This window comes from Butyrivibrio proteoclasticus (genome assembly GCF_900115735.1).
Classification (GTDB): Bacteria; Bacillota; Clostridia; order Lachnospirales; family Lachnospiraceae; genus Butyrivibrio; species Butyrivibrio proteoclasticus_B.
Genome location: NZ_FOXO01000003.1, coordinates 112,916 through 125,807 on the forward strand (window position 1 = coordinate 112,916; position 12,892 = coordinate 125,807).

Below are 12,892 nucleotides of genomic sequence, written 5' to 3' on the forward strand. Positions count from 1 at the left end.
AAATCATTCTACAATATCAAGATTTCTCTCATAAGGACCTGATATTGCAAAATCCATAAATGTAAATGAAGTTTCTCCATTCACGGAAAGAACTACTTTATTGACATCAGAAAACTCCGTAATGGTATTCACTATTGAATAAAGAGCAACTTCTGCTGATACACTCTGCGTTTGAGTCAGGAATGTTGAATCAAAATCTATATAGCAGACTCCATCTTTAATATTTACACTTTTTATCTTGCTATCCCTATTAACTGTAGGAAATGCGATATCTGTATTTGGTCCGCTTATAACCTGCTCTGCAGCAAGCCTTTCCATTGAAATATTACTGTTGTAAACAACCGATCTGTAAACCGGAACAAGCTTTGTCCCGGTTTCATTTGCAAAATACAACTTTAATTCAATCTTTTCATAGGTACTTATTTCTTTGCCCACATTATAGATGAAAGTATCAGCAGACATATTTCCAATTACATTTCCAGAATGGTCCGTAAGAGGTGTCCCTTCCACTTGAAAGGTAACATATTCAACATCCTCAAGCTGAGTAAAAGTCCTGACAATAGCAGCTCTGTCGAGTATCTCTATAGTTCTTCCAAGTTCATTGTACTTACGGTCAAAATTAAGTGTAAGCAGCTTATCCTTAAGTGAATAATTAATAAGCTTAATATCGCCAGCAATCGGTGCCTCATACTGAAGCCTGTCAGGCATAGTTTCAAGCATAGTAATCAGTTCATTTACAACAGCCTCTAAATCAGACATATCAGCCTGAATTTCATAGCTTTCTGAAATAATCCCAGTTTCACTGCTGTTTACATAGTAAACCATGAAATCATCGGCATCACCATGATTTTTTCTTTCACACCCAACTGTCAGAATAGAAATCATCACTCCAATACAGGCAAACATTATTCTTTTGTATAGCATTTGTCTCTTATTCATATTATTAATCATTTTGACCCTACACAAATAAGCGGAATTCTCACAACAAACGTTGTACCCTCTCCAAGAGTACTCTTAACATCTATTGAACCTCTGTGCATGAGTACCGCATTTCTGGCAATGGAAAGTCCAAGGCCTGTACCGCCAATTTCCCTTGATCGTGACTTATCAACTCTATAAAATCTCTCATAAATATGATCCAGGCTATCTTTCGGGATACCAATTCCAGTATCAATTACCTTAATTGAAAAATACTGATGATCCGCATCAAGTTCAACCTTAACAGTACCGTTTTCTTTGTTATACTTTATAGCATTTTCAACCAGATTCATGATCACAAGTGATATTTTCACCTCATCAATCTCGGCAGTAATTGCTCTGTTGCTCTCAAGCGTAAGATCAATATTGTGTTTTCTTGCAATAGGGCGCATTCTCTTTAGAACTACTTCTGTAAGATTCACAACATCAACTGATGTTATAGAAAGTCCCGATGCCTTTTTGTCCATCTTAACAAGCGCCAGAAGGTCGTTTATTATCTTATCCTCTCTGTCAATCTCTTCACCTATATCCGTCATGAATTCCCTATATACTTCATTGGGAACGTCTTCTTGAGCCAAAAGGGAATCAGCCAAAACCTTGATAGAGGTTATCGGTGTCTTAAGTTCATGTGACACGTTGGATACAAATTCCTGTCGCGAATCATCAAGAACCTTCATACGCCTCAAAAGGGCATTGAACGCATTGATTATCTGCTCAGTCTCCAGGTAGTTAGGCCCGACTACAGGTTTATCTGTGTAGCCCGCTTTAACGTCATTGATAGCAGCTGTAATTCTGTCGAAAGGCTTAAGCAGTGCGTATGAAACCAGTGCTGAGAACACTAGAATTATGGTTACAATAAGCGTTTCAAGAGTTGTTGCACGTCTGCTTAAGATTTCTAGCGTATTGGCAATAGTTTCAGTTGATACACTCGTCAAAAGAACTCCTCTGACAACTTCATTGGAATTTCCTGCCACCGCTATATCACCCTCTTCAATAAGTTCAGTTGTTACTATAGGAGTGATCATTTCAATATAACCATTCGAACTGTCATATTTTGACAAAGTTCCCCTTGATCCTGTCTTTAGACAATTAACAACCTCTTCGGAAATAATGGTTTTTCCCTGACTGATATTATATGTATCCTTTACAACCTTTAAATCATCATTGATAACCATTACACGGCCATCATAAAGGTTAGCAATCATATCAAGTTCTGCATTAATAACTTCTGAAGAAGTATCCTGCAGATAATTATAAGTAATAAGATGATTGGCAAGAATACGCAACTGCGTCTGAACTTCCGTTGATTTAACGTTGACAGCACGATCTTCATAGCTCTGTAATATCAGGGCATGCATAACTAAACAAGAAAGCAATCCCGTAATAGAAACCACTATGAAAAATCGCACTCTTAGACTCTTGAAAATATTTCTTATATTGAGCTGAATAGCTATATCTCTTACTTTAGACAAAAAAAGACTCATACTTTTATTTTAATCATCCTTGAAAATAGTAGCCACTGCCCCATTTTGTTCGTACATATCTTGGTTCACTCGGGTTACTCTCAAGTTTTTCACGAAGTCTTCTGATATGAACATCGACAGTTCTCTCATCCCCCGGATAGTCAGTTCCCCATATGGTATGCAAAAGTTCTTCTCTTGAGTATACCCTTCCGGCATTAGAAGCAAGGTGTTCCAAAAGTTCATACTCCCTACTGGTAACATTTATTTCTCTATCTTTCACAAAAACTCTTCTGTAAGCTTCGTTGAGTTTAAGATCTCCAAATGTCAAAGTCTTTTCAGGTGTCACTGTCCTACCGGTTCTTCTGATGATTGCCTTAATCCTAGCCTTCACTTCAAGAATATTGAAAGGCTTGGTCATATAGTCATCTGCACCATATTCAAGACCAAGAATCTTATCCATATCATCACCCTTTGCTGTAAGCATGATGATAGGAACATTTGAAAATTCCCTGATCTGCTGGCATACTTCAAAGCCCGTAAGTCCGGGAAGCATCACATCAAGTAGAATAATGTCATATGTATTAGTCCTTGCCATCTCAAGAGCTGTCTGGCCATCATAAGCACAGTCACAAACTATATCATCCTGTTCCAGACTAAACTTAATACCTTTAACTATTGCTTTTTCATCATCTACTACAAGTGCTTTCTTACTCATTACTTCTCCGCTTTCTAAAACTGTTAAACTGTTATATATTCCTTTATTTTAGAAAAAAGTTTATCCTTAATGCCTGACACCTTCATAATATCTTCGATGCAGGCAAAATACCCACTTTGCTCCCGGTATTCAACAATCTTACCGGCAACTTTCTCCCCAATTCCAGGAATAGTTTTTAGTTCCTCCTTTGTGGCTTTGTTAATATTAATAAGCCCATTGCTGCCTGATTCACCAGTGATATCCGTACTATCTGCAACAAGGCCATTTTTAACTTCGTCTTTAGTTGGAATCATGAGTTTGGTGCCATCCTCGACTTTGGCTGCAAGATTGATATAAGTATCATCTGCGCCATCGGCGAAACCACCTGCTGCCTTTACTGCATCATCTGCTCTCGAAACAGCCGGTAATTCATAAACACCAGGACAAATAACTGCACCACATACATACACTACAATATTCGGATGCTCCTCAAAAGCAGTTGCAGTGTCATCCCCCGTGCTACAATTTTCATCAGAAATATCTTCAGACCCCTCATCATCTATAGTATCATTAAGAACTATATCCGAATCATATCTGGCATTTGTACACCCAGCCAGAATAATAGCCATAGTGCAACAAAATAGAAATATAAACTTGCGCATGTTTTCCTCCTAAGAGGAACCCCGCCATGCTTTTTTATTCTAGTCGATTAAAAAAAATAACGCAAGCATAAACAAAAATTAATCACTTTCTTCTGTAAGTCCGTCTGTGACATCCAAATCTGTCGGATCAGGAAGGGTATCTTCCTCAAAATCCGTACCGGTAACCTGAGTCATGATATTCTCAGATACATTTTTCAACGTAGAATTACAATCATCTCCGTTCCAGATCTTGGTAAATGCAATCTCAAGTTCCATCCACAAATTACTTGTCTCAATAGTTTTAGGCATAGGTACTGAATCTGCATATACTTCAGTGAATGTATCAAGATTTTTGTCCCCATAATTAACACCGAAATGAGCAGCAGGCTTTCCGCCGAGTTTGTATATATCTCCGGAATTATCATTTAAAAGATATTTGGCAAAAGAATTAGCTTCTGTAGGATGCTCAGTGTATCCGTTAACAACTATGCAGTCAGTAACTGACATAGTTATTGTCTTGTAATCTGAAGTTATATCAGGGATGTCAGCAACCTCAAAATCATATTCGCATTCACCGGAAGCTTTTGCTGCTTCTATCTTAGAAAGGATATCAGTAGTAGCAACAGTAAATACTATCTTGCCGTCAATAAAATCCTGAACAATCTGGTCATAATCAATTTCCTTTGCATCAATGGCAAAGAACTGATTGAGTTGCTGATATATCTTCATGCAACTGATGGTATCTGAATTATAAATATCTATGAGACTTACATCATCTCCTGCCTTACCACCTACATTCATGTAGTTTCCAACAAAGAAATAGTTATAAAAAATATCAGTAACATCCCATTTAAATACTGCTTCAACCTGATCAGGAGCATTATAGCTCTGAGCAAATTTCAAAATATCTGCAATAGTATGTGGAATTTTTTCCTCAACTCCTGCCTGAACCTCTTTATCTGAAATAGTTGATTTCTCATTGCTGTCTTCCTCTGTTGAAGCATCGGCTGAGCTGTCTGTAGCCGCATTTTCTTCTGCTTCCACACCTTCTGCCATGTCAATCTCAGCCTGAAGCTCTTCTCTTACCATGTTCTCAAGGTAAGTCTTGTTATAGACCAAAGAACTTGTCTCGTAATAGAAAGGATAAGCAATCAGCCTTCCATTATAAGTAACGGAATTAACTGCAGATGCAGGAAATGTCTCCTCATCCAAAAAATCAGCTCCGTTGTCAATCTCAAGAGCAAGTCCTGCCAAATAGGCCTTTTCAAGAGAATCATTTGTTATTATATAAAGATCAGGATAATTATCATCTTCAAGAGAAGCCTTATTGATAGCTTCTAGATACTCAAGACCTGATACAAGTACAGGCTCGATACGCACTCTGCTGCGTGATTCAGAATAAGCAACCGCTTTATTCTGAAGATATGGAGTAAGCGCATCGTCCGTGTACCATATTCTTACAGTTGTCTTGTTCAGGTTAAAAAGAGAATAATCCTCAAACACGCTCTGCTTGGACTGCGCGTAAAGAATCGTACCAGATAACATACAAAGTATTAAAACAATAGAAAAAACTTTAACTCTTAATCTCATAAACTCCTCAGACATGAATCAAGTATACCTATCATGTCATCTACATTTTCCTTGGTTATAACAAGAGGAGGTACAAAACGAATAATATTCGATCCTGCATTTATCAAAATAAGACCATTTTCAAGTGCCTTATTGATAACTTCTGCAACAGGTCTGTCAAAAACAAGCCCCTGCATAAGTCCCATTCCTCTTCTGCACTGAATGAAGTCATAGCGCTCTACGAGCTCATCTAAGCGCTTCTCCAGATAAGGAGCCACCTCATTCACATTCTCTATTATATTGTCCTGCTTAAATAAATCAAGTACTTTACCGACTGCAGCGCATGCAAAAGGATTACCGCCGTAAGTAGTACCATGGTCGCCTGCTACGAGGGAATTAGCCCCTACTTTTTCAGTCATAAGAAACGCTCCTACCGGTACTCCGCACCCAAGAGCCTTTGCAGTTGTCATTATGTCAGGCTTTATACCGTATTTCTGCCATGCAAACATATTTCCTGTCCTTCCCATGCCGCACTGTATCTCATCAAGGATAAGAAGGATATCTTTTTCATCACAAAGTTCCCTTATCTTTGTGAGGAATTCCTCTGTTGCCGGATATATTCCGCCCTCTCCCTGTACTGTTTCAAGAATTATTGCGCAAGTCTTACCATTAACCTGTGAAAGAACGCTTTCAAAGTCATTAAGATCAGCAAACTTTATATTTCCGATCATAGGCTCAAAAGCCTCTCTGTAGTGAGGATTTCCAGTTACTGAAAGTGCTCCGAAAGTCCTGCCATGGAAAGAATGGTTCATAGCAATTATCTCATGATCAGTTTTTCCATCCTTTAAAAATGCATACTTTCTGGCAGCCTTAAGTGCGCCTTCAACTGCTTCTGCGCCGCTGTTTGTAAAAAAGACTCTATCCATTTTAGAGACTTCTTTTAGCTTCTTTGCAGCTTCTATAGCCGGCACATTATAGTAATAATTGGATGTATGGAGAACCTTATCAATCTGAGCTTTTAATGTGTCATTGTATTCCTTGTTATTGTAACCAAGGGCAAAAACAGCAATACCTGCCACAAAATCAAGGTACTTTTTTCCATCGATATCATATAGATAGACTCCATCGCCCTTTTCAAGGACAATCTGATATCTGTTATATGTATGAAGCAGTGCTTTCTCAGCCTCTTCGATATATGATTTCATCATTTCGCTCATAGCTTAAGTTCTCCCTTATTATTATGTTTTTTAACTGCTGCCACTTCTTAGTCAGCTGTAAACATCGTTCCAACGCCCTTATTGGTAAATATTTCCAAAAGAAGGCAATGTGCTATTCTTCCATCCAGAATATGGACACTGTTAACGCCCTGTCTTATGGCATCTGTGCAGTTATTAAGTTTTGGAAGCATTCCTCCGCCTATATTTCCACCGGCAATAAGTGCATCTGCCTCCGAGCATGTAAGCCTTGACAGGAACGATGAAGGATCGTTTATATCTTTATATACGCCCTCTATATCAGTCAAAAATGCGAGTTTATCTGCACCAACAGCCTTTGCAATAGCACATGCCGCATCATCCGCGTTTATATTATATGTATCAAAGTTGTCATCAAATCCAACAGGTGCGATGACAGGAAGATACTCATTATCAATAAGGTCAAATAATACCTTGGGATCAACCTTATCGATTTCACCAACAAAGCCAATATCCTTGCCATCTGAATATTTCTTTTTAACATGCAAAAGTCCTGAATCTTTTCCGCTTATTCCAATAGCCTTAACTCCAAGCTCCTGAACCATTGTAACCAGCTGCTTATTAACTCTGCCAAGGACCATCTCGGCTATTTCCATAGTCTCTGCATCAGTCACTCTAAGTCCGTTTACGAACCGGGCTTCTTTTCCCACTTTTGAAACCCAGGAACTGATGGCCTTTCCACCGCCATGTACAATGATCGGTTTAAGTCCTACAAGCTTTAAAAGAGTAACATCTGTTATTACACTCTTTTGAAGTTCTTCGTTACTCATGGCACTACCGCCATATTTTACAACGATGATCTTCTTATTAAATTTCTGAATATATGGAAGGGCCTCAACCAGTACTTCTGCTTTTTTTAATACGCTTTCCATATCCTTATCCATAGTAAGTCCTCCTTATGACCTGTAATCAGCATTGATCTTCACATAATCATATGTAAGATCGCATCCCCAAGCTGTTGCTGACTCATTACCTTCATGCATGTTGACAAGTACGGTTACAGCATCAGCCTTCATGATCTGAAGTGCCTTATCTTCATCAAAATCAAGTGGTGTTCCCATATGAAATACTTCTATCTTGCCATTTACACTTTCAAAGAAAAGTTCCACATCGTTCTGATCAAAGATTGCGCCGGAATATCCCATGGCACAAAGAAATCTTCCAAAATTAGCATCGCAGCCGTAGATAGCTGCTTTTGAAAGATTTGATCCAACAATTGCTCTTGAAAGAGTTCTTGCGTCAGCTTTACTTTTTGCATTTATAACCTTTGCTTCAAAAAGCTTTGTTGCTCCCTCTCCATCTGAAGCCATTCTCTTTGCCAGATATGTGCAGACATATGAAAGAGCTTCTTTAAATGTTTCATAGTTATTATCTTTAATGCTGATGCAGTCATTGCCTGCAATACCATTTGCCATGCATAAAAGAGTATCATTCGTAGATGTATCACCATCAACTGTTATCATATTAAAAGTGTCTGCTACAACGTCTTTTACTGCTTCTTGAAGCAAGGATTTCTCAATATTTAAATCAGTTGACAGAAAAGCAAGCATCGTGCACATATTAGGATGGATCATTCCGGAGCCCTTGCTCATACCTCCAAGAGTGATTTCTTTTCCATCAATATCAAAGGTTACGGCAATCTCTTTATTAACCGTATCAGTTGTCATAATAGCCTTTGATGCTGCTGTTCCAGCTTCAATACTCTCATCAAGGCTTTCGCTCATCTTAGATACGCCAAGTGTTATCTTATCTACAGGAAGCTGCATCCCAATTACACCGGTAGATGCAACGCCAACAGATGTATGATCTACTCCAAGGCTCTTTTCCACTGCTTTAGCAACTGCCTCACAGGCATCAAAGCCCTCTTTTCCTGTGCATGCATTGGCTATCCCTGAATTGATTACAACTGCCTGCATGGCATTTCCTGATTCAACTATTTTTTTATCCCATTGAACGCATGCTGCCTTAACCACATTAGAAGTAAAGGTCCCGGCACACACACATGGCACTGTAGAATAAATAAGCGCCATATCAGTCCTGTCTTTATATTTGATACCTGCTTCACAACTTGCTGCTTTAAATCCTTTAGCTGCTGTAATGCCACCTGTTATCTCTTTCATATATCTGTCTCCACCTCTAATAACGATATTTTATTATCTGACTATATCTGGTCGGATGCGGATACCGTAACCGACCAAAATACGGTCGCTAACGGTAACCAGCTCATTTATTAAAAATAGTCAGATTATCTTCATTTAAAGCAAAATCGTAATAATTAAGATCTGTTCTTAGTGTCCATCCCATTTTCTGCCAGAACTTATTTCCAACTGTATTCGTAACAAAAGCATTCAGGCATACCTTGTTGATCTTTTCCTTTTTTAACTGTTCACAGCAAAATTCCACCATTTTTTTGCCGATTCCGTGCATTCTGTATTTCTCACTTACACATACATGATAGAGACAAGCCCTTCTTCCATCATGTCCGCATAAAATAGCACCGACTATCTTTCCATCCTCCACATCAACTGCACTTGTAGTGGGATTTCTTTTTAAAAACATCTCTACGCCTTCTTTAGTATCGTCAATTGAACGGATTCCAAAACCATGTATCGACATCCAGAGCGCGTATACTTCATCATAATCATCAATTGTCATTGTACGAACCATAGTTTCACCAACTTTTCTTTTTATTAAGGGAAGCATGGAACAATCTCAAGTCCCATACTCTCTTTAAGTCCAAAGGCAATATTCATATTCTGAACTGCCTGTCCTGCAGCACCCTTTACAAGATTGTCGATGGCACCCATCATGATAATTCTTCCGGTGCGCTCATCGATTTTAAATCCAATATCAACATAATTACTACATTCAACCCATCTTGTTTCAGGATATACCCCCTCATCAAGAAGTCTGATAAAGTATTCATCCTTGTAATACTTTTCATAGGCTGCTCTTATGTCTGACTCGTTCGGAAGCTTGCCATCCTTTTTGACTAAAGTTGCATACTCCGTCGCAAGTATTCCTCTGTTCATAGGAACAAGGTGTGGCGTGAAATTTATCACCATTTCTTTTCCCGCAGCGTATCCGAGCTGTTCCTCGATTTCAGGTGTATGTCTGTGAGTAGCCACGCCATATGGTTTGCAGCTCTCATTAACTTCACAATAAAGATTGGCTACTTTCGCGCCTCTTCCTGCCCCCGAGACACCGCTTAGCGCGTCCACGATCAAAGTATCCGGCTCAATAAGTCCTTCTTTAATAAGAGGATATGCCGTGAGAATCGAACATGTTGTATAACATCCGGGATTTGCTATAAGTCTTGCATTTTTGATCTTATCCCTGTTTATTTCACAAAGACCATATACAGCTTCTTTTATAAATTCCGGAGCCTTATGCTCAATCTTGTACCATTTTTCATAAACCGATACATCTTTTAATCTGAAATCTGCTGAAAGATCAATTATCTTCACCTTATTTAGAATAGTTTCATTAACAAGTGACGCACAAAGCCCCTGTGGAGTTGCTGTAAAAATAACATCTACCTCATCTGAAAGCTTATCCATGTTGTCATCCATGCATTTTGCATCTATCAATTTAAAAAGGTTTCCATATATACTACTGTACTTCTCATCTATATAGCTTCTGGATCCATACCAAACGACTTCTGCTTCAGGATGTCCCTGCAATAATCTTACAATTTCTGCACCCGCATAACCTGTGGCACCAATGATTCCTACTTTTATCATTTTTTGAAACCTCCTATGAACTTTTTTCAGTATACGACCTATAAAAAAAATATGCAATAATCAAAATAAATATTTATGCATATTTTTGAACTTTTATAAATAATTATACATTTTGGGTTGCATTTTGTGTATAAAGAGTTTATATTGTAATAAAATAAATTCGAGAAAACATAAAGAAAGACGAGGAGAGAAAAAATGGCAAAAGAAAAGGTTATTCTTGCATATTCGGGCGGTTTGGATACTACTGCTATCATACCCTGGCTTAAGGAAAACTTCGATTATGAAGTTGTTTGCGTTTGCATAGATTGCGGTCAGGAAGAGGAACTTGACGGTCTGAATGAAAGAGCATTAAGTTGCGGGGCAAGCAAACTCTATATATTAGATGTAGTTGATGAATTCTGTGATGAATATATAGTTCCTTGCGTAATGGCACACGCAGTTTATGAAAATAAGTATCTTCTTGGCACATCAATGGCTCGTCCTCTTATTGCCAAAAAGCTTGTTGAAGTAGCAAGAAAAGAAGGTGCTGTAGCAATCTGCCATGGTGCAACCGGAAAAGGAAATGACCAGATCCGTTTCGAACTTGGAATCAAAGCTCTTGCTCCTGATATCAAAATTATCGCTGCATGGAGAAATGATAAGTGGACAATGGATTCACGTGAATCAGAAATTGAATACTGCAAAGCACATGGAATCAATCTTCCATTCTCAGCTGATTCAAGCTACAGCCGTGACAGAAACCTCTGGCATATTTCCCATGAGGGACTTGAACTTGAAGATCCTTCTTTAGAACCAAACTACAAGCATCTCTTAGTACTCGGCAAAACTCCTGAAGAAGCGCCTGACACACCAACAACTGTCACAATGACATTCGAAGGTGGCGTTCCAAAGTCAGTTAACGGAAAAGAAATGAAGGTTTCAGATATTATCCGCACTCTCAATAAACTTGGTGGCGATAATGGTATCGGCATCGTTGATATCGTTGAAAACCGTGTAGTAGGAATGAAGTCCCGTGGCGTATACGAGACTCCTGGAGGAACAATTCTTTACGAGGCTCACCAACAGCTTGAGGAGTTGATTTTAGATCGCGATACCTATACAATGAAGAAAGATATGGGCAACAAGTTTGCTGATATAGTATATGAAGGGAAATGGTTTACTCCTCTTCGTGAAGCAGAACAGGCATTTATTGAATCCACGCAGAAATATGTAACCGGTGAAGTAACCTTTAAACTTTACAAAGGTAATATTATTAAAGCCGGAACAACTTCTCCATACTCTCTCTACAACGAAAGCATTGCATCATTTAAGACAGGAGACCTTTACGATCACCATGATGCAGAGGGATTCATAAATCTGTTTGGCCTTTCTTCTAAGGTACGCGCTATGAAGATGCAGGAAGCCGAAAAGAACAGTAAGTAATGAATTCGCTCACTTGCTTAATTGGTTACATCATTTTAGTGAACATAATTGGGTTTGCCCTAATGGGAATAGACAAGCGAAAGGCGCGTAAAAACGCCTTTCGCATTCCTGAGGCAACCCTTTTTTCTGTTGCAATAATTGGTGGAAGCCTCGGTTCCATAATTGGAATGCAGCTTTTCAGACATAAGACAGCGCATCTTTCATTCAAAATAGGGATGCCTGTTATTCTTTTGCTTCAATTATTGTTTGGTGTATTATTAATTGTAGTTCCGATCAATATTGATTTCATTTAATTGTTTTTTGGGGAAATGGGGAGGAAAAATGCATATAGCTGTATGTGATGACAACATTGCTGACAGAAAGCAGACAGAAAGGCTTCTCGGCAGGCAATCAGACAGATTTTTTAAAGATTTTGGAGAAAGGATCTATATTGACTCCTATGGCAACATAGACGCTTTTATGCAGCATCCGCAAATGTATCATGGGCTGTTTATTGACATGGTAAGTAGCGATTTAGACGGCTGTCAGATAGCAAAGATGTTGCTTGCAGATGGCGTCACAAACCCAATCGTACTCTGCTCTTCTTCTATTGACTACAGAAAAAGAATTGCAGAGGAAGAAATAAATGAACCAAATATCTTTTTCTTGGACAAGCCAATAAAAGTTGCTGATCTTACGGCAACAATGGATGAAATAAAGAAATGGATGGGTGATCCTATCCAAACTTTGGAACTTAGAGGACAACACGGGACAATCTATGCCAAGGGAGATGACATAATATGCGTTATTAAAAAAGGCGCTGAACTTTTCATCCACCTTGCCGATGGACGCATTCAGGTCGTCATGGATGACATCTATAATTTCTACGATCAGTGCGCTATTTTCCCTCAGATTTGCCCTGTATCCGATACCACACTTATCAACATAAATCACATATCAAAAACTGCCTTTATGAGAGTTACCATGGACAACAGAAACTCTTATCCTATTTCTCTCACCTATATAAATTCAATTAAACAGGCAAAAGAAATATGTGAACGTTTAGCAAGTGAAAAACAGTCTTAAATACGTTTGTTTACTGGCAGTTGCACACGTGGTATCATTTTGATGTAGTATTCAATACTACGTT

Annotated in this window: 13 protein-coding genes; 3 read left to right on the plus strand and 10 right to left on the minus strand. The window is 38.6% G+C overall.

Annotation, left to right across the window (positions count from 1 at the left end; genetic code table 11):
• Positions 1 to 3: 3 nt before the first annotated feature.
• The 10 genes from BM146_RS02925 to argC form a co-directional block, all read right to left on the minus strand.
• Entirely contained in the window at positions 4 to 939 is a 936-nt protein-coding gene (locus tag BM146_RS02925; protein WP_177201569.1) for a GerMN domain-containing protein, read from the minus strand.
• Between the two features lie 8 nt (positions 940 to 947).
• Positions 948 to 2,462 (minus strand): sensor histidine kinase, encoded by a 1,515-nt coding sequence (locus tag BM146_RS02930; protein ID WP_074884130.1) that lies wholly within the window; start codon positions 2,460 to 2,462, stop codon positions 948 to 950.
• Between the two features lie 13 nt (positions 2,463 to 2,475).
• Complete coding sequence (locus tag BM146_RS02935) at positions 2,476 to 3,156, minus strand: response regulator transcription factor (protein ID WP_074884133.1); 681 nt, start codon at positions 3,154 to 3,156, stop codon at positions 2,476 to 2,478.
• A gap of 23 nt (positions 3,157 to 3,179) precedes the next feature.
• Complete coding sequence (locus tag BM146_RS02940; RefSeq protein ID WP_177201570.1) at positions 3,180 to 3,764, minus strand: helix-hairpin-helix domain-containing protein; 585 nt, start codon at positions 3,762 to 3,764, stop codon at positions 3,180 to 3,182.
• 111 nt (positions 3,765 to 3,875) lie between these two features.
• Positions 3,876 to 5,366, minus strand: coding sequence for a sugar ABC transporter substrate-binding protein (locus BM146_RS02945; protein ID WP_074884138.1), 1,491 nt, complete (start codon positions 5,364 to 5,366; stop codon positions 3,876 to 3,878).
• Positions 5,363 to 6,553 (minus strand): aspartate aminotransferase family protein, encoded by a 1,191-nt coding sequence (locus tag BM146_RS02950; protein WP_074884385.1) that lies wholly within the window; start codon positions 6,551 to 6,553, stop codon positions 5,363 to 5,365. The genes BM146_RS02945 and BM146_RS02950 overlap by 4 nt, the downstream gene beginning before the upstream one ends.
• A 56-nt stretch (positions 6,554 to 6,609) precedes the next feature.
• Positions 6,610 to 7,482, minus strand: coding sequence for an acetylglutamate kinase (gene argB, locus BM146_RS02955; RefSeq protein ID WP_074884141.1), 873 nt, complete (start codon positions 7,480 to 7,482; stop codon positions 6,610 to 6,612).
• A gap of 12 nt (positions 7,483 to 7,494) precedes the next feature.
• Complete coding sequence (gene argJ, locus BM146_RS02960) at positions 7,495 to 8,718, minus strand: bifunctional ornithine acetyltransferase/N-acetylglutamate synthase (protein ID WP_074884144.1); 1,224 nt, start codon at positions 8,716 to 8,718, stop codon at positions 7,495 to 7,497.
• 103 nt (positions 8,719 to 8,821) lie between these two features.
• Positions 8,822 to 9,265: a GNAT family N-acetyltransferase gene (locus tag BM146_RS02965; protein WP_074884388.1), complete on the minus strand. Its 444-nt coding sequence runs from the start codon at positions 9,263 to 9,265 to the stop codon at positions 8,822 to 8,824.
• A 23-nt stretch (positions 9,266 to 9,288) separates the two neighbouring features.
• The gene (gene argC / locus BM146_RS02970; RefSeq protein WP_074884148.1) at positions 9,289 to 10,341 is read right to left on the minus strand and encodes an N-acetyl-gamma-glutamyl-phosphate reductase; all 1,053 of its coding nucleotides are present in this window, start codon (positions 10,339 to 10,341) and stop codon (positions 9,289 to 9,291) included.
• A 195-nt stretch (positions 10,342 to 10,536) separates the two neighbouring features.
• Here argC and BM146_RS02975 point away from each other — a divergent pair, with 195 nt between their 5' ends.
• Genes BM146_RS02975 through BM146_RS02985 form a run of 3 tightly spaced genes read left to right on the plus strand, consistent with a single transcriptional unit; the run spans position 10,537 to position 12,828 of the window.
• On the plus strand, positions 10,537 to 11,763 hold the full coding sequence (locus BM146_RS02975; protein ID WP_074884151.1) for an argininosuccinate synthase: 1,227 nt from the start codon (positions 10,537 to 10,539) through the stop codon (positions 11,761 to 11,763).
• Positions 11,763 to 12,056: a DUF1294 domain-containing protein gene (locus BM146_RS02980; protein ID WP_074884154.1), complete on the plus strand. Its 294-nt coding sequence runs from the start codon at positions 11,763 to 11,765 to the stop codon at positions 12,054 to 12,056. Before BM146_RS02975 ends, BM146_RS02980 begins: the two co-directional genes overlap by 1 nt.
• Positions 12,057 to 12,084: 28 nt before the next feature.
• A complete protein-coding gene (locus BM146_RS02985) occupies positions 12,085 to 12,828 on the plus strand; it encodes a response regulator (RefSeq protein ID WP_074884158.1) in 744 nt (247 codons plus the stop codon).
• The last annotated feature ends 64 nt before the right edge of the window (positions 12,829 to 12,892 follow it).

Excerpts from the sequence above, each read along its gene's own strand:
- BM146_RS02935 (WP_074884133.1), bottom strand. The coding sequence starts at position 3,156 with ATGAGTAAGAAAGCACTTGTAGTAGATGATGAAAAAGCAATAGTTAAA.
- BM146_RS02925 (WP_177201569.1), bottom strand. The coding sequence starts at position 939 with ATGAATAAGAGACAAATGCTATACAAAAGAATAATGTTTGCCTGTATT.
- BM146_RS02930 (WP_074884130.1), bottom strand. The coding sequence starts at position 2,462 with ATGAGTCTTTTTTTGTCTAAAGTAAGAGATATAGCTATTCAGCTCAAT.
- BM146_RS02965 (WP_074884388.1), bottom strand. The coding sequence starts at position 9,265 with ATGGTTCGTACAATGACAATTGATGATTATGATGAAGTATACGCGCTC.
- BM146_RS02980 (WP_074884154.1), top strand. The coding sequence starts at position 11,763 with ATGAATTCGCTCACTTGCTTAATTGGTTACATCATTTTAGTGAACATA.
- BM146_RS02950 (WP_074884385.1), bottom strand. The coding sequence starts at position 6,553 with ATGATGAAATCATATATCGAAGAGGCTGAGAAAGCACTGCTTCATACA.
- argC (WP_074884148.1), bottom strand. The coding sequence starts at position 10,341 with ATGATAAAAGTAGGAATCATTGGTGCCACAGGTTATGCGGGTGCAGAA.
- BM146_RS02975 (WP_074884151.1), top strand. The coding sequence starts at position 10,537 with ATGGCAAAAGAAAAGGTTATTCTTGCATATTCGGGCGGTTTGGATACT.
- BM146_RS02945 (WP_074884138.1), bottom strand. The coding sequence starts at position 5,366 with ATGAGATTAAGAGTTAAAGTTTTTTCTATTGTTTTAATACTTTGTATG.
- argB (WP_074884141.1), bottom strand. The coding sequence starts at position 7,482 with ATGGATAAGGATATGGAAAGCGTATTAAAAAAAGCAGAAGTACTGGTT.
- argJ (WP_074884144.1), bottom strand. The coding sequence starts at position 8,718 with ATGAAAGAGATAACAGGTGGCATTACAGCAGCTAAAGGATTTAAAGCA.
- BM146_RS02985 (WP_074884158.1), top strand. The coding sequence starts at position 12,085 with ATGCATATAGCTGTATGTGATGACAACATTGCTGACAGAAAGCAGACA.
- BM146_RS02940 (WP_177201570.1), bottom strand. The coding sequence starts at position 3,764 with ATGGCTATTATTCTGGCTGGGTGTACAAATGCCAGATATGATTCGGAT.